We start from the raw sequence: 20,382 nt of genomic DNA, 5'->3' as shown, positions 1-20,382 counted from the left end.
TTCCGCACCGGCCTGGCTTTCAATTAACAGAATCCCGGCAACGGGATTGAAACGCAACAAAAACAGGATTGTGAATCTAAGTTAATGGACTTTCAATTAACAGAATCCCGGCAACGGGATTGAAACCATTGGATTTCCATCATTTATCTGTTACTGATAATCTTTCAATTAACAGAATCCCGGCAACGGGATTGAAACACCAGGATATCGCACTTTGATTTAAGACGATATCACCTTATTACCTTCCACAAAACTTAAAACTTATCAAAATAGCCTACTTTAATAACATCGAAAAATTTATGTGCGGTACAGCTACAAAAATGAACAAGGGTGCAGCTTAGCAGAATAATTCCTCCAGACCGATCGATCGCACTGGGAACGATCTGTGAAAACTGACATATAATAGCAAATACCTTCGTTAAACTCGCTCCCGTATTGCATAGATTATTTATTGGCCGTTAGCGGTAGAGGAAAGCTGTGGAACTTGCGCTTGAGAGTCTCTGGAGTCAGGTACTGGAACGGTTACAGATACAATTGAGCCGTCCCACTTTTGAGACTTGGATCAAAACTGCTAACGCTGAGCAATTGGAAAATAACTGTTTGGTAATTCGCACGCCCAATCCTTTCGCTCGCAATTGGCTGCAAAAATACTATATCAAAACCATTGCTGATGTAGTTGAAGATATTTTGGGTCATCCGGTAGAAATTTACATTACAGTCGCTCAAGGAGACGAAAACTCCACAAATGGCGACTCTAGCGTTGTTTGGCCTGTGCCGATCGTACCCAGCATACCAGAAAATAGCGATCGCCACCGACCCAAACCAACCACCTTAAACTCCAAGCACGTTTTCTCCAGATTTGTCGTTGGCCCCAACAATCGCATGGCCCACGCTGCCTCTCTCGCTGTGGCGGAATCTCCCGGACGCGAGTTCAATCCCCTGTTTCTCTGCGGTGGCGTCGGATTGGGAAAAACGCACCTCATGCAAGCGATCGGTCACTATCGCCTGGAAATTGCTCCAGATTCCAAAATATTTTACGTTTCCACCGAACAATTTACCAACGATTTAATTGCGGCTATTCGGAAAGATAGTATGCAGAGTTTCCGAGAGCATTACCGCGCCGCCGATGTGCTGTTGGTAGACGATATCCAATTTATCGAAGGGAAGGAATACACCCAAGAGGAATTCTTCCACACCTTTAACACTTTACACGAAGCGGGTAAGCAAGTTGTATTGGCGAGCGATCGACCCCCCAAGCAAATTCCCCGATTGCAAGAACGCCTCTGTTCCCGCTTCTCAATGGGATTAATTGCCGATATTCAACCGCCAGATTTGGAAACGCGCATGGCAATTCTGCAAAAAAAGGCGGAATACGAGAATATGCGCTTGCCTCGCGACGTAATTGAGTACATTGCTACGAATTACACCTCTAATATCCGAGAATTAGAAGGTGCTTTGATTCGTGCTGTCGCTTATATCTCGATTTCTGGATTGCCGATGACGGTAGAAAATATCGCACCGGTTTTAAATCCACCCACAGAGAAAGTGGCGACAACACCAGATATCGTGCTGATGGTAATAGCTGAGGTGTATGAAGTTTCGATCGAAGATCTCAAAGGAAACTCGCGACGGCGGGAAATTAGTCAAGCGCGGCAAATTGGTATGTACCTAATGCGCCATCACACAGATTTGAGTTTGCCGAGAATTGGCGAAGAGTTTGGCGGGAAGGATCACACAACGGTGATGTACAGCTGCGAAAAAGTTGCCCAACTGCGAGATAGCGACCCGAATATGGCACAAACGCTGCGCCAACTGAGCGATCGCATTAACTTGGCCACGCGATCGCAAACAAATCCTTAAAATCTCAAATCTCAAATCCAAAATTGATTGTGGAAAAGCCTGTGGAAAATTTGTGGAAAACCTTAATATTTGCGTGGAAAATAAATTAAGTATAAATACTCTGTGGAAAAATGTTTGCTTTTTCCCCAAGTTTTCCACAGGCAAATAACTCATAAAAAGCTTGCAGGGAATATGTTCCCAGACTTTTTCCACATTTTCCACAACCTATAGAGAGGAGTTAGGGGTTAGGGGTTAGGGGTTAGGGGCTAGAAATGTTAGGTTTGGTGGATTAACAACGTCCTAACTGACGCCTTATGGGTCGCGATATTTTTCCTAAAAATGAGATAGAAGCAAGGTATAGAATATGGCAATACAAAAGTACTACAATATCGTTCTGAGCTATGCTTGCCAAAGACTTCCATAACTGCCAGCAGACAGAAAAACACCGATGAAATTCATTTGCGAGCAAAACGATTTGAGTACCAACCTTTCATTGGTCAGTCGTGCAGTTCCCTCTCGACCAACACATCCGGTGTTGGGTAACGTGCTATTGACAGCAGATGAAAATTCCCAGCGAGTCAGCTTAACCGCATTTGACCTCAGCTTAGGAATCCGAACAAGCTTTGCCGCGCAAGTAGAAGACGGCGGCACCTTAACGCTACCGGCAAAGCTGCTCAACGATATTATTTCGCGTCTGCCAAACGGACAAATTAAGGTAGACGATGAAGCGGAAGAATACCTAGCCACCATCACTTCGTCTTTTGGACGCTACCAAGTCCGAGGGATGGGAGCGCAAGAATATCCAGAACTGCCTGCCATAGAAAACGGCCAAACAATCTATCTAGCAGCCGAAACTTTGATTGCTGGATTGCACGGTACTTTATTTGCGACCAGTGCGGACGAAACAAAACAGGTTTTAACAGGGGTTCATCTTACCCTGACTAAAGATGGCCTAGAATTTGCCGCCACGGATGGACATCGATTGGCAATGGTAGAAACCTTTCATCAACAGCCAGATAATGAGGATGATGAAGAAGAGGACGATAACATCAGCGAAACAGATTTGAATGTTACCGTGCCGGCCAGAGCGCTGCGAGAAGTAGAACGGATTTTAGGTATGCGCCAAGGGCAAAATCCAGACCAGCCCGCACCTTCGGTTGGCCTTAGTTTCGACGGTAGTCAAGTTGTGTTTGAGTGGGGCGACCAACGTCTGACTACGCGGTTGCTGGAAGGGCAGTTTCCAACTTACCGCCAGCTGCTGCCAAAGGCATTTATCAGAAATTTTACACTCGATCGCAAACAGTTTTTGAGTGCCATAGAGCGGATTTCCGTTTTTGCTGACCAAAAAAACAATATTGTCAAAGCGAATTTGGACAACGATAGCCAAAAGCTTACTTTGTCAGTCGAAGCTAAAGATGTCGGTAGCGGTCAGGAATCAATTGCGATCGAGCTTTCTGGAGATAGTATTGATATTGCCTTCAATGTCAAGTACTTGATGGAAAGTCTGAAAAACTTGAATACCCCACAAGTACAAATGGAACTGAATCAGGCGTTGAGTCCTGTAGTCATAAAACCGCTGGGAGGCTGGAAAGCTACCCACTTGATCATGCCCGTACAACTACGAGTTTGAAAGTCAAAAGTCAAAAGTCAAAAGGCAAAAGTCAAAAGTCAAAAGTCAAAAGGCAAAAGTCAAAAGTCAAAAGTCAAAAGGCAAAAGTCAAAAGTCAAAAGTCAAAAGTCACAATTTCTCCCTGCTCCCCTGCTCCCCTGCTCCCCTGCCCCCCTGCCCCTAACCCCTAACCCCTTCTTCCCTATGCCTTCCCAAATCGTCGAAATTCTATCAGCACAAGAGTTACGGCGCACTCTCACCCGTATGACCTCCCAAGTGATTGAAAAAGCTCGTGACTTATCGAAACTAGGTTTATTGGGAGTTCAGACCAGAGGGTTTCCTCTAGCGCAGCTAATGGCCCACCAGATTGAATTGCTCGAACAAGAGGAAGTGCCTGTGGGTGCGCTGGACATCACTTTTTATCGAGACGATCTCGATCGCATTGGTTTGCGGACACCTGCTAAAACAGAAATACCGTTCGATATTTCTGGCAAAACTATTGTGCTAGTAGACGATGTAATCTACAAAGGCAGAACTGTTCGCGCCGCACTGAATGCGCTCAGCGAGTATGGTAGACCGGAAGCGATTTGGTTAGCTGTATTGGTCGATCGCGGTCATCGGGAATTGCCGATACACCCGGATTTTACAGGCAAACAGCTACCGACTGCTAAAGAAGAACAAGTTAAGGTTTTTCTCCAAAGTATCGATGGCAGAGACGCTGTAGAGTTAATAAAAGTACCGAACGTTGAACTATAACTTAATAACTTACAAACATTGAAATATGACAGAAACGGAAACCAGAAAAGCAGATCATTTACGTATTTGTCTCGATCGAGATGTCCAATTTCACGAAACTACTAATGGCTTGGAAAGATATAGATTTATCCACGCTTGTTTGCCAGAATTAAACTATGATGAAATTGACATCAGTATTAATTTTTTAGATAAAAAAATGGGTGCGCCCCTGCTGATATCTTCGATGACAGGCGGGACAGAACAGGCAGGGAAGATAAACTATCGTCTCGCAGAAGTAGCCCAACATTACAAAATAGCGATGGGGGTAGGTTCCCAGCGAGTAGCAGTGGAAAATCCGCAGGTTGGGAAAACGTTTGCAGTGCGAAATATTGCCCCAGATATTCTTTTATTTGCCAACTTGGGTGGGGTGCAATTAAACTATGAATATGGCTTAGAACAATGCCGGCGAGTCATAGATTTATTAGAAGCAAATGCGCTAATTCTACATCTCAATCCATTACAGGAGTGCGTGCAAACCAAGGGAGACACAAATTTCCGAGGATTGCTGGAAAAAATTGCTATACTGTGCAAAAAACTACCAGTGCCAGTGATAGCAAAAGAAGTAGGTAATGGGATTTCAGCAGCGATGGCCCAGAAATTAATCGATGTCGGTGTTGCTGCTATTGATGTCGCCGGTGCGGGAGGAACTTCTTGGGCGAAGGTGGAGAGCGAACGGGCAACAGATGCTCAGCAACGACGTTTGGGAGCAACCTTTGCAGATTGGGGAATGCCAACTGCTGAATGTGTAGCTACTATTCGTGCGATCGCACCAAATATACCCCTGATCGCCTCTGGGGGACTGCGTAATGGTTTGGAAGCAGCCAAAGCGATCGCGCTGGGTGCTGACATCACCGGGATGGCATGGCCATTTCTGCAAGCAGCTGCGGAATCGGAAGAAGCACTGCACGCCTTAGTTAAAGTGTTAATAGCAGAAATTACTACGGTGCTATTTTGTACGGGTAACGCAACGCTATCTGACCTCAAAAACTCTGGCGCTTTGCAGAAGTCACCGATTAGCTAACAAAAGACGAATAATTAAATTAACCATTAGGAATTACCAAAGAATATGCGGGATTTCATAAAACACACTTTTGCTACATTATTGGGTTTATTAATTTTCTTCGGTTTGGGAGCGGGCACACTAATTACATTGCTGATTTATGCGGCAACCAGAGATACCGGGCCACAAGTAAAAGATAAGTCGGTATTGGTTTTTGATATGTCCGTGCGAATCACCGATACAAATCCTTCTTCCGGCACAGGAGAGTTAATTCAAAAAGCCGTATCGGGAGAAGATGACCGCGACAGGATTACTTTACGCACCGTACTGGATGCGATCGACACCGCGACTAAAGATAAACGTATAATAGCCATATACTTGGATGCTAGCGGCGAATCAGAAGGTGCGGTGGGAGGTTTTGCAACGCTAAAAGAAGTACGGCAGGCACTCTTAAGATTCAAAGCATCTGGTAAAAAAATTATCGCCTACAACGTTGGTTGGGATGAACCGAGTTATTATCTAGCCTCAGTAGCAGACAGCATCGTCGTCCATCCATTAGGTATGATGGAACTTAACGGCCTGCGATCGGAAACTATGTTCTTGGCGGGAGCATTTGAAAAGTACGGTGTTGGCGTGCAAGTAATCCGAGTCGGTAAATACAAATCCGCCGTCGAACCGTTTGTGTTAAAACAATTGAGTGCGGAAAATCGCCAACAAATTCAAAAATTGTTAAGCGATATTTGGGGTGAATTTCGCGTCACCGTTGGGAAAAGCCGCAAGTTAACTCCCCAGAGAGTCCAGGCGATCGCAGATAGTCAAGGTTTGTTGATGCCAGAACAGGCTCGCAAAAATGGTCTAGTGGATAAAGTTGCTTATTTAGATGAGGTAGTATCCGACCTCAAGAAGCTGACTGGCAATAATAAAGATGAAAAAACATTCCGACAGATTAGCCTGAGTACCTATGCCAGAGTCGCGGATAAATCTGTATCCCAAAACCGTGAATCTCAAAATAAAATTGCCGTTGTCTACGCCGAAGGCGAAATCGTTAATGGAGAAGGTAGCATCAGACAAGTGGGAGGCGATCGCTTAGCGAGACAACTGCGCCAGATGCGAATGGATGAAGATGTCAAAGCTGTAGTTTTGCGCGTTAACAGTCCTGGCGGTAGCGCCACGGCGTCAGAGGTAATTCAGCGAGAAGTGAGACTGATTCGTCAGCAAAAACCGGTGATTGTTTCAATGGGCGATGTCGCGGCTTCTGGTGGATATTGGATTTCCACTTATGCTAACCGGATTTTTGCCGAACCCAACACGATCACAGGTTCGATCGGTGTTTTTGGACTTTTGTTGAACGTGCAAAAACTCGCTAACGACAACGGTGTGACCTGGGATGTGGTGAAAACGGGTAAATATGCTGACGCTCAAACTATTTCCCGTCCCAAGACACCTCAAGAATTGGCGATTTACCAAGGGTCTGTCAATCGCATTTACTTTCAATTTATAGATAAAGTGGCAAAATCGCGCAAGCTGTCGCCTGCGAAAGTGCAAGAAATTGCTCAAGGGCGAGTTTGGTCGGGTTTGGCGGCGAAGCAGATTGGTTTAGTTGATGATATTGGTGGTTTGGATAATGCGATTAAATTTGCTGCTAAGGAAGCAAAGCTTGGTAATGATTGGGAATTACAACAATATCCCAGAAGTCGCAGTCTTGAAGAACGCCTTTTGCGAAATCTGCTCAGCAGTAGCCAGAACGCTAGCGAAAATACTCCTAAAGCTCAGCAGTTTGACCCGCTGACGCTCACTTACGATCGACTGCGGGAAGATCTGAGTATTCTGGGTACTCTCAACGATCCTTTTGACATTTATGCTCGTTTGCCTTTTAACGTTAGGATTGATTAGAGGTCAGGACTTACGCAATTGGCACAATTAGTAGGGTGCGTCAGACGCTCAAACCCTAATGCTGTCGATCGAAGTTATGGTCTGACGCACCCTACAACTCCATTCAAGTGTGACTACCGCAATGCTTCACCCTTCTTAGGGATAAAGGGGGTTTTTATCCCGGACATGATATTAGGGGTTAAATTTTTACCGCAGATGAAGACAGATTAACGCAGATTAACGCAGATAAGAAATCCGATCGCAACGCATTTTTTTTCAACTGATGCTGCCGGATATGATATCATTTTTTTCTCTCCTCACCTTTGCCCCTAAGCTCTTCTGCGGCTTTAAGCTCTGCTACCCAACATGAATTCTCCTACTGATGTTTCGGCATAGTAATCGCATCCGGTTGCTGTTGCAAATAAGTCCGAATTTCCTCCTCCAATTGCACAAGGGGCAAGATTCATCGCAGTGGCAACCAGATACATTGTTTGATATAAAACGCCTACGTGCTTTAATGTTAGGGCATAAGCCATTGATTCGTAACCCCAACTAACTCTGGGAAACCGTGTAGCCAGAATTATTAAAATTTGGGGATTGCATGGGGGAACAGTTGCTGTTTCTGCATTTTTTAACAGCGTTTCCAAGTAGCTATTTTTATCGGAAATTTTACAAAGTTGATGGTCTAGAGGGCAATAATGATAAAGTCCTTCGGGAATATTTTCACATCTGTTTACTATGATATAAAATTCTAATTCGTAGCAAGCTCCCCCATTTGCATAAGGTCGATCGCTACATTCTTTTTCGTCTTTGGGAAATGTCGCTCTCACTCTGGCGGTACGATAAAGAAATGGTTCTCCAGGACATATTATGCTAAACTATTAGTTAATACTTCAAAAAATTAACCATAAACCCAAATGGAACACCAACTAACTGAAATACTTGATTTGCCTGGAATAATTGTTAAAGAGAAGAAGTTTTTTGACGAAACTATAATTTTAGAGGTAGAAAAGCGTGACAAGACAGCTCGTTGTCCTTTATGTAATTGTGTGACGCGACGCTTACATCAAAATCATTTCTCTTTAATTAAAGATTTACCTTGGGGAGAAAAAGAAGTATTTTTAAGGATTAATAGGCGGCAATTTAAATGCACTAACTGTCGAAAACCTTTTAGTGAAGAGTTAGGTTTTGTGAAAAAAAGACAAAAATATACTAAAAGATACGCAATTGCCATTACAGAAAAAGTCGTCAAAAGTGATTTACGTAATGTAGCTATTCAGAATCATTTAACCGAATCACAAGTAGAATCAATGATTAATTATGTTGCTCAAATCACTTTACCAATAAATTTAAAATCCCTCAAAAGATTAGGGATAGATGAAATAAGTTTAGTTAAAGGGAAGGGCAAGTTTATAGTTGTTTTGGTAGATTTGGATACTGGTAAACTGATTGGTATGGTTGCCGAAAAAAAATCAAAAACTATCAAAGATACTCTAACCTCTTGGGGCAATCATATTTTACACCAAATCGAAGAAGTAAGTATGGATTTATGCCAACAGTATAAAAATTTAGTTAAAAAACTATGTCCACAAGCCGCTATCACAGTTGATAGGTTTCATGTTACGAAAATTTTACATGAAGAATTGAATCAAGGAAGAATTAGCCAAAAAAAGACGGCTGAATCTCTAGAAATTAAAACTAGACAAAAATTATTTGGCAGCCTCAAGGGAGCTAAATATATTTTACTTAAAAGAGAAAAATCCCTGAATGATTTACAAAAACAAAAACTTTTAAAGCTCAAAGAAGCCTCAGCATCAATTAAAATGATGCACGCTCTTAAAGAAGAGTTTACTAAAATTTTTGACCAAAGTAATAATCTAGCTGAAGGTACTTTAAAATTAGCTGATTGGCTGTTAAAAGCTACACCTTATTTACCAAACACAGTCAAAACTTTCAAAAACTGGTTTGGGGAAATAGTTGGTTATTTTGAGCAGAAAACGACTAATGCTATGGTTGAAGGAATTAATCACCGCTTAAAAGTTTTAAAACGTTGTGCGTTTGGCTTTAAAAATTTCGATAATTTTGCTAAAAGAGCTTTACTGCATTGGCATCTTGCTGATAGTTTAGCATAATATGTCCTGGAGAACCCGGAAGAATATACCCAACAACTGCTGCGATTGATTGACCTATATCGGCAAACTTACCCGCATCCCACAGAGGAAATTGAAGCGGAAATCGAAGAAATCGAACTTGATTTTCTCAAAGAAGATTTGTCAAAATTGTTAGAATCCATGAAGTTTGGTTCCGAACGCATCCGTCAGATTGTCGTCTCCTTGCGTTCCTTCTCCAGATTAGATGAATCCTCCTCAAAACGAGTCGATATCCAGGAAGGACTGGAAAGTACGCTTATGCTGCTGCAACCTCGTTTGCGGAAAGAGGGAGGGCGTTTGGCGATTGAAGTGATTAAAGAATATGGTGAGCTACCGAAAGTGGCTTGTTATGCAGCGGAAATCAATCAAGTATTTATGAACATTTTGAGTAATGCGATCGATGCCTTAGAAACAACCAGACAACCAGACACCGACAAATCGCCCAGCATTACCATTACCACAGAACTGGGCCGATCGGAGAATGCGATCGTCCGCATTGCCGACAATGGCCCAGGCATGACGGCAGCAGTGCTATCCAAGATATTCGACCCCTTTTTCACCACCAAACCAGTCGGTAGCGGTACCGGTTTGGGATTATCCGTCAGCTATCAAATAGTAGTAGACAAACACGGCGGAATGCTCACCTGTACCAGTGCGCCTGGTGAGGGAGCGATCTTTACCATTTCCATCCCGATCGAGCTTATTAAGACCAAAGCAAAAACTTTTTGACCAGCTGTCAGAGAACGCTATCAGGGATCTGCTTGATAGCTAGAGCGCCAGTCCACTCAAACTGGTTGACAAAAAAAACATAATGTGTATTTATATTTAGACCTCACCCTGGCGAAGCATTTGGACAGAAAATCTTGGGTTTTGTGCCATAAATTGTCGCCCAAATGCGATCGACCCTACCCAATACATACTAGGTTCTTTTTGTCAATTTATTCGATTGGACTGGGGCTCTAGGCCCTGATTAAATAAGCACATCGTCGATCGCCCTGCAAGCTGTGTTCTACCCGTTCGATGGAAACTTGCTTACCCAGAAGCACTTTAAACATTTCCCATTCGCAACAGCACAACAGCTGGCAGCTAACGGCAGCAGTACGGATGGGACAGTGGTTTTCCACCAATAGCATCGAACCGTCTGGCTGCTCGATCGCTTCTGCCATATAGCCTTCTTGGTGTCGCAAACAAGCGATCGCCGCCACTTTTCCCCGCCAATCTTTCGTCTGTGGAAATTCCGATAAACGGGCTGTGTAGGTTTCGATCTGCCTTTGCGTGCGTTCTGCGAGCAACTTTTCCAGTCCAGGCGTCCCAAAAACCGCTTCCACTCCCCGCAGCAAGTCAAGCATCAAGTCGGCGTGACTATCGGGAAAGTGAGTGGTAGAGCGATCGGTTAGCTGCCAAAGTTTGACGGGACGCCCCTGCGGACGCCGCTCTTCTTGATACATTACCCACCGATCTGCTTGTAATGCTTGCAAATGCTGGCGTACAGCCATCGGAGACACCTGTAGCTGCTCGGCCAGAACGGTGGCTGTCTGCGGGCCGCGCATTTTTAACAGGTACAGGATTTGATTTTTGGACTTTTGTTGCTCCTCCATGCTGCTCAACTTAGGCTCAATGGGCCTTAATTATCTGTAAAGTGGTTCCCTGCTGAAGTATATTTACATTTGTTAAGGAAAGGACGATCGCATTTATCGGTTTTGTGGGCAGAATATAGTAGGTCTCATTCCTAAAACAGTTACAAATTTTGCATCTATCTATGGATAGAAAAAACAATCGCCCTACGGACAGAAAATTCAATCGCTTCTTCCTATACATTGTGGCTTGCAGTGCGATCGGTGTGGTACTCGGAGGCACTGCGAGTTGGGCAGAAAGCAATCAGTGTTGGCAAGCGGAAACACCGACCAGCCAATGCCTAACTCAAGATCCCGTCCTGAAAACCATTCAGGGGATGAGTACCGGCTTGATCGCTGGGGCAGGAGCTGCGATCGCGGCGACCTGGCAAATGAACCGGGAAGAGTAACCAGAAAGGGGTGAGCGGTTAGGCGTTAGGGATTAGGGGAAGATAGGAACTGTAGGGACACGGCATTAGAAAATAATGCAGGCCACCGAAAGTTTTAATGATGCTGTGTCCCGACAAAAATGTTCGCGGTCAAAATCAGCCTTCAACCCCTGTCCTGATATGGAAAATCCTTCTAAGTTATTACTTAAACTCAGTCGGCGTCTGTTTGAAGACCCAACTGGACAAGAAAAATTCATCGAAGCATTAGTTCATCCGCAACCGTTTGCCCCTTGCATTGTTTGGTGCCGAGAAAAGCCAGATTCTCTACCTTTTGCGGTGGAGACACCGACAGCGTGGCAACCGAAATTTGTCGATCGCTTAGTATTAGGCAGCAAACCCGGCCAGCATCCGCTTCACGAACAAGGTTATTATTATTGTTTAGATTTTTCGTCTGTGTTTGCAGCGTCTAGCTTATTTGCTATTTCTTCACCTGTACATTTACTATTTGATATTTGTGCCTCACCGGGGGGAAAAACTATATTTTCCTGGAGAGCTTTATCGCCAAAATTAATCATTGCTAATGAAGTAATTGGCAAACGGCTGGGAATGCTTATTTCTAATTTAAAACGCTGTCGTGTATCTCCATTAAACGTTTTAAATAAAGATTCTAGCATTCTGGCACAGCAATTACCTAGAACTAGCAATTTAGTAATTGTCGATGCACCTTGCACCGGACAATCTTTGCTAGCCAAGGGAGATAAAGCCCCAGGATGCTTTCACGAAGCAGCGATTAATAAAAGTGCGAACAGACAAAAGAGAATTATCGCTAATTCCGCTCAAATTGTTGCACCGCAAGGATATTTAGCTTACATGACTTGCACCTATTCGCCAGAAGAGAATGAGCAAGTTTGTCAGTGGTTTATGAAAAAATTTCCCCAGTTTCAGCCAGTGGAAGTTCCCCATTTAGCGGCCAAAAAATCGCCCTTGACAAATATGCCTTGTTATCGTATATGGCCGCAAGATGGGTTGGGTGCTGGTGCTTTCACAATGCTGTTTCAAAATACGGAAGAAGGAGAAGCCGATCGGCTAGAAGAAGATGCGTTAGAAAATATGAGTATTCTGTATACTCCAGGTGATAACTTAGTCTAAAAATCGATAGCTAATAATCTGTTTTAGCTATGGAGCTTGCAGGAAATATTTTATTGGGATCGCTGTGGTGCGCTACTAGCTGTCGATGGCGCAAGAAACAAAGGACGATCGAAACAGAGGCACCATGAACAATTTTTTTATTGCTGCTTTCAAACTAAATACAGTTATCTTGGGAACAGTGCTATTGGTAGGGGGTAACGCTCTCGCGGCTGAAGAAGTTAAAGTTGAGGCGGATGCTGACCAAAAGAATATAGATATAACCAATATCCGATTTCCCGAATTTGCGAAGCAAGATTTACAGCAGAAGCGTCCTTTGTCTAGAGTGACTTCTGTTTCTCAGCTGCAAGACGTGCAGCCAACAGACTGGGCTTTTCAAGCTTTGCAATCTCTGATCGATCGCTATGGCGTGATTGCGGGCTATCCGGACGGGACGTTTCGGGGCAATCGCGCTATGACGCGCTACGAATTCGCAGCAGCGCTGAATGCCGCTTTGGAGAGAATCAAAGAGCTAATAGATGCAGGGTTGGCAAACCAAGTAAGGGAAGAAGATTTAGCAACATTGCAGCGTTTGCAAGCGGATTTTGCCCCAGAACTGACAACTGTGGGGGCAAGACTTGACAGATTAGAAACAAGCACCACACGACTGGAGGCAAATCAGTTTTCCACCACAACAAAGCTAAGCGGACTTGTGAGCCTAAGTATAACTGGAGCAACTGCTGCTGGGGATGTGAAAGTGGAGCGGATCGATCCGCAAGATGTGTTTAGTGGGGCTGGCCGGGGAGCGGATGGGAAGCCGATCGTTACCAGGGTTACGGACGATCCTAACGTGACTTTCAGTCAGATTACCGGCTTGTTTCTCACCACTTCTTTCACGGGTAAAGATTCACTGGGAATCACTTTGGCAGCGGGAAATGCCAACTCGCCTGCCAACGTTTATACTTCGGCAGGTTTGTACAATACCTTTGGTGTTCCCAGTTCCGATTTTACTCCGAGTGCGATCGCTAACGATCTGGTTTTGGCAGAGTTGGGATACACCTTCCCGGTGAATGATTCCGTGCAAGTGGTAGTGAGTCCGCAGTTATTTTGGGTGCGCTACTTTGACACCAATACATTTACAAATATCTTTGGCAAGGGTGCGAGCGGTTTTAACTCGTTTGGTAGCACTTTGGTACAAGATTTGGGACGCACTAGCGGTGCTATATTGCTTTGGCGTTTTAATGAAGAGTTTGAGCTTCGTCTCGGCTATGCTAGCAATGCCAACGCATCTAACCCAACGAGAGGTTTATTTAATGGTAACCGTACCGCCACCGCACAGTTGACTTATTCGCCTAACTCGAATATTAATCTGCGATTGCTGTACGATCGTTCCAGAGTTCTCCCAGTTGACGGACAAATTAGAACTAAACCGATCGTGGGGGTAGCAGATGACGGATTTGGCGGCGACTTGGAAGACGCCACAAGTAACATTTTTGGTGTAAATTTCGATTGGTTGGTTACTCCTAAGTTTGGTATGTTCGGGCGCTATTCCTACGCCAGCACTCACTTAAACCCCGCGACAGATAGTGTGGCAAGCGGTAATGTGAGGGCACAGTCGTTTCAAGTTGGTTTGGCTTTTCCCGATCTCGGTAAAAGGGGAGCGTTGGCGACTTTATCCTATGTAATACCGTTTGATGTTTTGGCGGGTCGGCGATTCCTCGTCTCTGGAGGGGGCGATGGCGGTATGCAGTTCGACATCGAAGCTAGTTACTATTATCCCCTCACCGATAATATTGTTCTGATCCCAAGCTTTTACGCGATCGCAAACGCCAATAACTTTAATGATAATCCGGCTATCTTCGTAGGGGCTGTGCGAACGCAGTTTAGCTTCTAGAACAGCTTGTTGTATTCCCTCTGGACGATGAAAAACCGGGTTTCTGTCGTTGCGACAACCCAAAGAAACCCGGTTAAGTAGTTGTAGGGTACGGAGAAGTTAGTGCTTAGCGGTTAGCGGTGTTTCTACGATCCTAACTGCTCAATTTTATTTGCCATATTTTAAAATTTGATGTTACAATAAGTAGATACACGCATACACTATTAAAATAATGTTCTTTAGCGGCCATCGTCATCAGTAAATTTGATAAAAAGCTAGCAAATGAGTCGTTTTTACGTAAAAATACGGTTAGAGGAGTATAAAAAATATGAAACTGAAAATTCTCGTCAGTACAGCGCTCGTCAGCACAATGCTGGGTTTGAGTACGATCGCAAAAGCTGAAAATCCCCCACAGGTTCAACAGTTACTGCAAACCAAACAAGGTGCGGGACTGAATTTAACAGGCGTGAACCTCAGCGGTGCTGACTTAGGAAATGCGGATCTTCGCGGTGCTAATCTTAACGGTGCCAATCTGACTCGCGCTAACCTCAGCGGTGCTAACCTCAACGGCGCTAACCTCAGCGAAGCCAAACTCAACGGTGCCAACCTCAATGGTGCAAATCTATCAGTAGCTAATTTGGTTAATGCCACCTTTAATGAAGCTACTTTAGTTGGAGCTAATTTAAATGTGGCGAACCTCAAAGGCGCTGATTTGATTAGTGCTGACTTGCGGGAAGCCGATTTGTTCAGAGCAAATTTGAGTGCGGCAAACCTCAGAGGTGCAAACCTATTTAAAACAAATCTCAATGCGACTAACTTGTTTGGCGCTAACTTGTACGGTGTTAGAGGTGCGAACTTGACGAATGCAGCCGGTGTAACTCGTTAATTGCCAAATTGGTCTTTCAACCACAATTTAATTTCTACATATCAGTAGGGTGCGTTAGCTTTCCGGTTAACGCACCCTACTGTATTTTCATAAATTTTTCATATGAAGGTAAGGGTTTTCACGTTTGCGTAAGTATAGCTAGAGCGCCAGTCCACTAGAATAAATTTACAAAAACAACGAAATATGTATTATGTAGGGGCGAAGCATTCGGGCGACAATTTATTACACAAAACCCAAGATTTTATGTCCGAATGCTTCGCCCAGCCGGGGTCTAAAGCCAAACCCACATTATATTGCTTTTGTCAATCTCTTTTACTGGACTGGCGCTCTAGGGACTGGAGCGTCGGGGAAGAAGTGTTTAGAATCAAGGGTTTGATGGAATTCAGAATGCCTTAAGCGCCAAGGCGATTGCTATACTCAGTCGCTCACTACTAAAAATCAACGGGACTTACGCAGCCAGTTTGAAAAAACACTATATTTAGTAGTGTCAATTCATGAATTGACACTATATTTAGATGTTCTGCGTAAGTCCTAATTAAATATTCTGTTGCTTTGCTTTGCCCAATGAAAAATTATTCAAAAATTTATTTAGCTGCTGATAGCGGAAGGGTAACATTGGGAACAATAGAATACAAGACTTGCTAGGTAGAAAGGAAAAAAATATGAAAATCACAATTTTAGTTAGTCTAGCACTACCGATCGCCATAAGTTTCGGAACAACAGCTAAAGCCGAAAACCCCGCTGATGTTAAGCGTTTGTTGGAAACTAAGCAATGTCAAGGTTGCGATCTCAGTGGGGCGAACTTGCTGGGTGCAGATCTCAGTAAAGCGGACTTGAGAGGCGCAAACTTAAGTGGCGCTAGGTTGGGAGGAGCGAACTTGTTTGCGGCTAATTTAGCTAATACTAATCTAATAAATGCTAACTTGATTAATGCTAACTTGTTTAATGCAGAACTGGTGGGTGCTAACTTAGATAATGCTGACTTGAGTAATGCTAATCTCAGTTCTGTAAACTTGAGCAATGCGAATTTAAATAATGCCAATTTAAGTAATGCCAATCTGGGGATATCCAACTTGATCGGTGCCAATTTAAATAATGCTAATCTGAGCGGTGCTAATTTGATGGATGCGAATATGAATGGAGTCAGTTTGCATCAAGCTAACCTGGTGGATGTGAATATGAATGTTGTTAATTCGCCAAAACCTAGTTTGACGGGTGCAAGCCGTTTCAACTGGTCTGAGTTAACGGGCCAAAGGAAGTCCGAGGCGCGATAGCTGTGTATTTTCTGCTTGTTTGGGTGCATCCGATCGCATTTAGGGTTACTAAAACTTTACTTGTATGTAAAGGTTTATGTTTGTATATTTAAATATGTATTGAAAAGTAAAAAAATTAGAGCGATCGCTTGACAAACAACAAACAAAAGAAACCCGGTTTCTCTAAGAAACCGGGTTTCTGGGGTTTCTTAGAGAAACCGGGTTTCTGGGCCTAAGTTTCTGGGCACAAGTTATTGACAAGAGCATCAAATATGCCTAAAGTTTACCAAAGGTAAACAGCAAGTCAAAATCTAAGGAAATGTGCCATGCTGCTATCACCCCAAGAAAAAGATAAACTGTTGATTTTTACTGCTGCTCTGTTGGCAGAAAGACGTAAGGCAAAAGGCTTAAAATTAAATTATCCGGAAGCAGTGGCATATATTTCTGCTGCTATCTTAGAAGGCGCAAGGGAAGGAAAAACTGTCAGCGAGTTAATGAGCGAAGGTAAACAAATTTTGAAAAGAGATGATGTCATGGATGGCATAGCGGAAATGATTCATGAAGTGCAGGTAGAAGCGACTTTCCCAGATGGAACAAAATTAGTAACTGTACACAATCCGATTGGGGATTAAATTATTTATAAATTTTTATTAACGAACCGCAAAGACGCGAAGGAGAAAAAGTAATGATACCTGGAGAAATAATTGCCAAAGCAGGTGAAATCGAACTGAATGCAGGGCGAAGAACCCTGGAAATCGAGGTAGTTAATCAAGGCGATCGACCAATTCAAGTAGGTTCTCATTTCCACTTCTATGAAGTTAACGAAGCGCTGGAATTCGAGCGCGAACAAACTAAAGGAATGCGCTTAAATATTGCCGCCGGAACAGCGGTAAGATTTGAAGCAGACGGGACAAAGAAAACAGTAGAATTAGTTGAATTTGCTGGAACGCGGGAGATTTATGGTTTTAATGCGAAAGTGAATGGATCGTTGAGGTAAAGTCAAGCAAGACAAGGGATTTTAGCTATGCAAAAATCAGCAGCTAGATTGGGAGTTGGCGGGCCAGTAGGCAGCGGTAAAACTGCTTTATTAGAAAGTATAATTCCCATGTTGATGCAGAAAGGTATTGAAGTAGCAGTTGTCGCTAATGACTTATTAACTACTGAAGATGCAGAACGCCTGAAACGCGGCGGATTTTTGCACCCAGAACGGATTGTGGGAGTGGAAACTGGTAGCTGTCCGCATACAGCAATTCGGGAAGACCCAAGCATGAATCTCCTCGCAATCAAAGATTTAGAATTGCTTTATCCGGAATTGGATTTAATCTTTGTAGAAAGCGGCGGTGACAATCTTGCTTCCAGCTTTAGTTACGATTTAGTAGATTCCTATATCTTTGTGATTGATGTAGGTGCTGGCGATGACATTCCCCGCAAAAAAGGGCCTGGTTTCGTACAAGCAGACTTGGTAGTTATCAACAAAATTGATATCGCTCCTTATGTCGGCGCAGATTTAGAATTAATCCGCAAAGAAGCTCCTTTATACCGTCGAGGTAAAGCGATCGCATACACTAATTGTAAAACAAAAGAGGGATTAGATGAAGTAGTTAACTTTATCCTGGAGACAGTTCTATTTCGCAGTCCTACCGCAAAAATAAGTTGAGTTTTGTTTAATAGACTTCTGGGAAAAGCTGAAAAATAGGATTTTTTAACCACAGATATCCACAGATGAACACAGATGAACACAGATTTATACACAGCCTTCCCGCAGGGTACACAGATGAATTTGATGATATATCTAGAGTTTGGCAAGAGACTTATTAAACCTCAGCGTCCCTTTGCGTTAACCTTTGCGTCCTTTGCGTTAAAAAAAAGACCCAATTGAAAACCCTCAACCAAACAAAAAACTTAGAACTAAAACTAAAGTGCGATCGCAGCGATCGTACTTCCATCATCCATCAGCATACAGCATATCCCTTCCGCCTTTCTCCCACATTTCGCCTTGATACTGCCGATCCTAAATGTGCTTACATATATATAATGAGTGCATCTCCAGGTTTACTCGCCGGAGATGAATTAGATATATCCTTGCAGTTAGCAACTAATACCAGTCTTTACCTCACAGATCAAGCAGCAACTAACATTCATTCTATATCCATACCCGACACAAAAGCCATAATTAATTATGAAATAGAAATAGGAGAAAACGCAACTTTAGAATTTGTCCCAGAACCGCTGATTTTGTTTAAAGATTCTGCATTGCAGCAAACAACTCGCATCAAAATTCATCCTACAGGCAATCTATTTTTAAGCGAAATAATTGTACCGGGAAGATTGGCGATGGGAGAGTTTTACGATTTCCACTATTATTGCAATCGCTTGGAAGTAAGTTCGACGGAAAGAGAATTATGGTTTACCGATGCGATGCGCTTGGAAGGGAAACTCAATCCTTTTAAAAATAGCGATATCTTCGCTAGTGCGCCTATTTTGGGAAATGCGATCGCCCTACTACCCAAAGGAGATTTAGAATTATTAAGGGAAGCTGTAGAAGACTTAGAAGTTGCTAACTGTTCTGATATAGTTGTAGCTAGTTCTATATTGCCGCGAAGTAAAGGTTTGGTGATTAGAGCTATCGCGGGAAGTACTCGCGAACTAAAAAAATACCAGAAATATGCCTTAAACTGCGTGCGCCGTTTTTGCGATCGACCTCCTTTACCACACATTCCCAAATGACAGAGTTGGCAGAAACTTATTTAGGTAATTTGACAGAGAATGAAACGCTATCCGAACGGATAGAAAAAGCGCGTCATTCAGAATGTTTTTTGGAAGTCGATATTACCGAAGTTGATAGTCGCAAAGGTCGAATTTATGCTCGTTCTAATTCTGGTATAGATATAGGAATTGTCAAAAGTCGAGATTGGTTATTGCGGGAAGGAGATGTGTTAGAAACCGCACAAGGAAAGTTGGTGTTGATTCATCTGCGATCGCAAAAAGTTTTGGTAATTAGTTTTTCCGAACAAGCGTCAAATTTCCCAATAGAATTAATCCATTTAGGCCACGTTTTGGGAAATCACCATTGGCCGATAATTGTGCAAAATAATAAAATTTACGTTGAACTAATAACAGACGCAGAAGTAGTAGAATCAACTATTCGCGGTTTTCATATTCCCGGTTTGCAGGTAGAATATGAATTGCGATCGCCTCACGAATACCTTTCCTTTTCCCACCATTCCCAACACCAGCACCACTCATGAACAAAGCTGCATCTACCATCGCCCAACAACTTGCTTTGATGCAATTATCGGATTCTTTTTTCCCATCTGGTTCTTTTACATTATCGCACGGATTGGAATCTTTGGTACAAGAAAATAAATTGCGATCGTCAATTGATTTGCAAAGCTTTCTGCGATTACTTTTACGCAACAAAGTAGGCCCAACAGATATAGTAGCATTAATCCATGCTTATCGGGGAAGTGCGATGGGTGATTTAGAAGCAATTCGGCAAGCAGACGCCCAATTATTTGCCCAAACTTTAATTGAAAAAACTCGCGAAACTCAGCGCAAAAGCGGACGCGCTTTACTTGCGATCGCTTGTTCTACTTGGCAAGATTCTCAATTAGGAATCCTGGAAAAAGATGTCGCCAAAGGGAAAATAAATTGCTTGCATCCAATTATATTTGCTGTAGTTGGGAGGGTAGCGAATTTGAACGAACGAGATACAACGCTCGCTTTTTTACATAGTTTTATTACAGGTTTATTAGGGGCAGCAATTCGATTAAGTGTTATCGGACACATCCAAGCACAAAAAGTTCTGCTACAGTTGGCATCGGATATGGAGGAAACGTATCAAAATGCTACTTGTTTAAAGCTGAGTGAAATGTGGTCTTGTACGCCTGCGATCGATCTCGCCCAAATGCGACATCAAAAATTGACTCACAGGTTGTTTGCTAGTTAATAATAAGTTAGCCGTCAAAGAAATTTTTA

20 protein-coding genes are annotated in these 20,382 nt (G+C 43.2%); 18 read left to right on the top strand and 2 right to left on the bottom strand.

Annotated features, from left to right (window positions below; translation table 11 throughout):
- Positions 1-477: 477 nt before the first annotated feature.
- The 5 genes from dnaA to sppA all read left to right on the top strand — a co-directional run bounded on the left by dnaA (position 478) and on the right by sppA (position 7,136).
- Positions 478-1,860, top strand: coding sequence for a chromosomal replication initiator protein DnaA (dnaA, locus tag ACE1CD_RS36615; RefSeq protein ID WP_374827871.1), 1,383 nt, complete (start codon positions 478-480; stop codon positions 1,858-1,860).
- A 427-nt stretch (positions 1,861-2,287) separates the two neighbouring features.
- Positions 2,288-3,469 (top strand): DNA polymerase III subunit beta, encoded by a 1,182-nt coding sequence (gene dnaN / locus ACE1CD_RS36610; protein ID WP_374791737.1) that lies wholly within the window; start codon positions 2,288-2,290, stop codon positions 3,467-3,469.
- Positions 3,470-3,652: 183 nt separating this feature from the next.
- Positions 3,653-4,204, top strand: coding sequence for a bifunctional pyr operon transcriptional regulator/uracil phosphoribosyltransferase PyrR (gene pyrR / locus ACE1CD_RS36605; protein ID WP_190469794.1), 552 nt, complete (start codon positions 3,653-3,655; stop codon positions 4,202-4,204).
- Positions 4,205-4,229: 25 nt separating this feature from the next.
- Positions 4,230-5,264 (top strand): type 2 isopentenyl-diphosphate Delta-isomerase, encoded by a 1,035-nt coding sequence (gene fni / locus ACE1CD_RS36600; RefSeq protein WP_374827870.1) that lies wholly within the window; start codon positions 4,230-4,232, stop codon positions 5,262-5,264.
- A gap of 45 nt (positions 5,265-5,309) precedes the next feature.
- Positions 5,310-7,136, top strand: coding sequence for a signal peptide peptidase SppA (gene sppA, locus ACE1CD_RS36595; protein ID WP_374791741.1), 1,827 nt, complete (start codon positions 5,310-5,312; stop codon positions 7,134-7,136).
- A 326-nt stretch (positions 7,137-7,462) separates the two neighbouring features.
- Here the strand turns inward: sppA and ACE1CD_RS36590 are convergent, their stop codons facing one another.
- Positions 7,463-7,984: a SagB family peptide dehydrogenase gene (locus ACE1CD_RS36590; protein WP_374827878.1), complete on the bottom strand. Its 522-nt coding sequence runs from the start codon at positions 7,982-7,984 to the stop codon at positions 7,463-7,465.
- Positions 7,985-8,032: 48 nt separating this feature from the next.
- Between ACE1CD_RS36590 and ACE1CD_RS36585 the strand changes: the two genes are divergently transcribed.
- Both ACE1CD_RS36585 and ACE1CD_RS36580 read left to right on the top strand, forming a co-directional pair.
- Entirely contained in the window at positions 8,033-9,247 is a 1,215-nt protein-coding gene (locus ACE1CD_RS36585) for an ISL3 family transposase (RefSeq protein ID WP_374827869.1), read from the top strand.
- Between the two features lie 45 nt (positions 9,248-9,292).
- Positions 9,293-9,994, top strand: coding sequence for a sensor histidine kinase (locus ACE1CD_RS36580; RefSeq protein WP_374827868.1), 702 nt, complete (start codon positions 9,293-9,295; stop codon positions 9,992-9,994).
- 230 nt (positions 9,995-10,224) lie between these two features.
- On the opposite strand, the gene ACE1CD_RS36575 is transcribed toward ACE1CD_RS36580, so the two are convergent.
- Positions 10,225-10,863 carry a helix-turn-helix transcriptional regulator gene (locus ACE1CD_RS36575; RefSeq protein WP_374791757.1) on the bottom strand — a complete coding sequence of 213 codons (639 nt, stop codon included), beginning with the start codon at positions 10,861-10,863 and terminating at the stop codon, positions 10,225-10,227.
- A gap of 161 nt (positions 10,864-11,024) precedes the next feature.
- On the opposite strand from ACE1CD_RS36575, the gene ACE1CD_RS36570 reads away from it, so the two are divergent.
- The 11 genes from ACE1CD_RS36570 to ACE1CD_RS36520 all read left to right on the top strand — a co-directional run bounded on the left by ACE1CD_RS36570 (position 11,025) and on the right by ACE1CD_RS36520 (position 20,353).
- Positions 11,025-11,288 carry a hypothetical protein gene (locus ACE1CD_RS36570; protein ID WP_190469783.1) on the top strand — a complete coding sequence of 88 codons (264 nt, stop codon included), beginning with the start codon at positions 11,025-11,027 and terminating at the stop codon, positions 11,286-11,288.
- A gap of 159 nt (positions 11,289-11,447) precedes the next feature.
- Positions 11,448-12,416, top strand: coding sequence for an RsmB/NOP family class I SAM-dependent RNA methyltransferase (locus ACE1CD_RS36565; RefSeq protein WP_374827867.1), 969 nt, complete (start codon positions 11,448-11,450; stop codon positions 12,414-12,416).
- A gap of 124 nt (positions 12,417-12,540) precedes the next feature.
- Positions 12,541-14,286 (top strand): iron uptake porin, encoded by a 1,746-nt coding sequence (locus tag ACE1CD_RS36560; RefSeq protein WP_374791761.1) that lies wholly within the window; start codon positions 12,541-12,543, stop codon positions 14,284-14,286.
- A 307-nt stretch (positions 14,287-14,593) separates the two neighbouring features.
- Positions 14,594-15,151 carry a pentapeptide repeat-containing protein gene (locus ACE1CD_RS36555; protein WP_374791763.1) on the top strand — a complete coding sequence of 186 codons (558 nt, stop codon included), beginning with the start codon at positions 14,594-14,596 and terminating at the stop codon, positions 15,149-15,151.
- 662 nt (positions 15,152-15,813) lie between these two features.
- On the top strand, positions 15,814-16,425 hold the full coding sequence (locus ACE1CD_RS36550; RefSeq protein ID WP_374791765.1) for a pentapeptide repeat-containing protein: 612 nt from the start codon (positions 15,814-15,816) through the stop codon (positions 16,423-16,425).
- 305 nt (positions 16,426-16,730) lie between these two features.
- Positions 16,731-17,036, top strand: a complete 306-nt coding sequence (gene ureA / locus ACE1CD_RS36545; RefSeq protein WP_374791767.1) for an urease subunit gamma — start codon at positions 16,731-16,733, stop codon at positions 17,034-17,036.
- 53 nt (positions 17,037-17,089) lie between these two features.
- Entirely contained in the window at positions 17,090-17,401 is a 312-nt protein-coding gene (locus tag ACE1CD_RS36540) for an urease subunit beta (RefSeq protein WP_374791769.1), read from the top strand.
- A 27-nt stretch (positions 17,402-17,428) separates the two neighbouring features.
- Complete coding sequence (gene ureG, locus ACE1CD_RS36535; protein WP_374791771.1) at positions 17,429-18,061, top strand: urease accessory protein UreG; 633 nt, start codon at positions 17,429-17,431, stop codon at positions 18,059-18,061.
- Between the two features lie 218 nt (positions 18,062-18,279).
- Positions 18,280-19,131, top strand: a complete 852-nt coding sequence (locus ACE1CD_RS36530) for an urease accessory protein UreD (protein ID WP_374827866.1) — start codon at positions 18,280-18,282, stop codon at positions 19,129-19,131.
- The gene (locus ACE1CD_RS36525) at positions 19,128-19,652 is read left to right on the top strand and encodes an urease accessory protein UreE (RefSeq protein WP_374791775.1); all 525 of its coding nucleotides are present in this window, start codon (positions 19,128-19,130) and stop codon (positions 19,650-19,652) included. The genes ACE1CD_RS36530 and ACE1CD_RS36525 overlap by 4 nt, the downstream gene beginning before the upstream one ends.
- Positions 19,649-20,353 (top strand): urease accessory protein UreF, encoded by a 705-nt coding sequence (locus tag ACE1CD_RS36520; protein WP_374827865.1) that lies wholly within the window; start codon positions 19,649-19,651, stop codon positions 20,351-20,353. Before ACE1CD_RS36525 ends, ACE1CD_RS36520 begins: the two co-directional genes overlap by 4 nt.
- Positions 20,354-20,382 lie beyond the last annotated feature (29 nt).

Source organism: Aerosakkonema sp. BLCC-F183 (assembly GCF_041929145.1).
In the GTDB taxonomy this organism is placed as follows: Bacteria; Cyanobacteriota; Cyanobacteriia; order Cyanobacteriales; family Aerosakkonemataceae; genus Aerosakkonema.
This window is presented reverse-complemented; position numbering and strand designations above follow the sequence as displayed.

What these genes read in the sequence shown, in the direction of transcription:
- fni (WP_374827870.1), top strand. Translation starts at nt 4,230, where the DNA reads ATGACAGAAACGGAAACCAGAAAAGCAGATCATTTACGTATTTGTCTC.
- ACE1CD_RS36520 (WP_374827865.1), top strand. Translation starts at nt 19,649, where the DNA reads ATGAACAAAGCTGCATCTACCATCGCCCAACAACTTGCTTTGATGCAA.
- ACE1CD_RS36555 (WP_374791763.1), top strand. Translation starts at nt 14,594, where the DNA reads ATGAAACTGAAAATTCTCGTCAGTACAGCGCTCGTCAGCACAATGCTG.
- ACE1CD_RS36560 (WP_374791761.1), top strand. Translation starts at nt 12,541, where the DNA reads ATGAACAATTTTTTTATTGCTGCTTTCAAACTAAATACAGTTATCTTG.
- ACE1CD_RS36570 (WP_190469783.1), top strand. Translation starts at nt 11,025, where the DNA reads ATGGATAGAAAAAACAATCGCCCTACGGACAGAAAATTCAATCGCTTC.
- ACE1CD_RS36585 (WP_374827869.1), top strand. Translation starts at nt 8,033, where the DNA reads ATGGAACACCAACTAACTGAAATACTTGATTTGCCTGGAATAATTGTT.
- dnaN (WP_374791737.1), top strand. Translation starts at nt 2,288, where the DNA reads ATGAAATTCATTTGCGAGCAAAACGATTTGAGTACCAACCTTTCATTG.
- ACE1CD_RS36550 (WP_374791765.1), top strand. Translation starts at nt 15,814, where the DNA reads ATGAAAATCACAATTTTAGTTAGTCTAGCACTACCGATCGCCATAAGT.
- ureG (WP_374791771.1), top strand. Translation starts at nt 17,429, where the DNA reads ATGCAAAAATCAGCAGCTAGATTGGGAGTTGGCGGGCCAGTAGGCAGC.
- ACE1CD_RS36525 (WP_374791775.1), top strand. Translation starts at nt 19,128, where the DNA reads ATGACAGAGTTGGCAGAAACTTATTTAGGTAATTTGACAGAGAATGAA.
- ACE1CD_RS36565 (WP_374827867.1), top strand. Translation starts at nt 11,448, where the DNA reads ATGGAAAATCCTTCTAAGTTATTACTTAAACTCAGTCGGCGTCTGTTT.
- ACE1CD_RS36575 (WP_374791757.1), bottom strand. Translation starts at nt 10,863, where the DNA reads ATGGAGGAGCAACAAAAGTCCAAAAATCAAATCCTGTACCTGTTAAAA.
- sppA (WP_374791741.1), top strand. Translation starts at nt 5,310, where the DNA reads ATGCGGGATTTCATAAAACACACTTTTGCTACATTATTGGGTTTATTA.
- ACE1CD_RS36540 (WP_374791769.1), top strand. Translation starts at nt 17,090, where the DNA reads ATGATACCTGGAGAAATAATTGCCAAAGCAGGTGAAATCGAACTGAAT.
- ureA (WP_374791767.1), top strand. Translation starts at nt 16,731, where the DNA reads ATGCTGCTATCACCCCAAGAAAAAGATAAACTGTTGATTTTTACTGCT.
- pyrR (WP_190469794.1), top strand. Translation starts at nt 3,653, where the DNA reads ATGCCTTCCCAAATCGTCGAAATTCTATCAGCACAAGAGTTACGGCGC.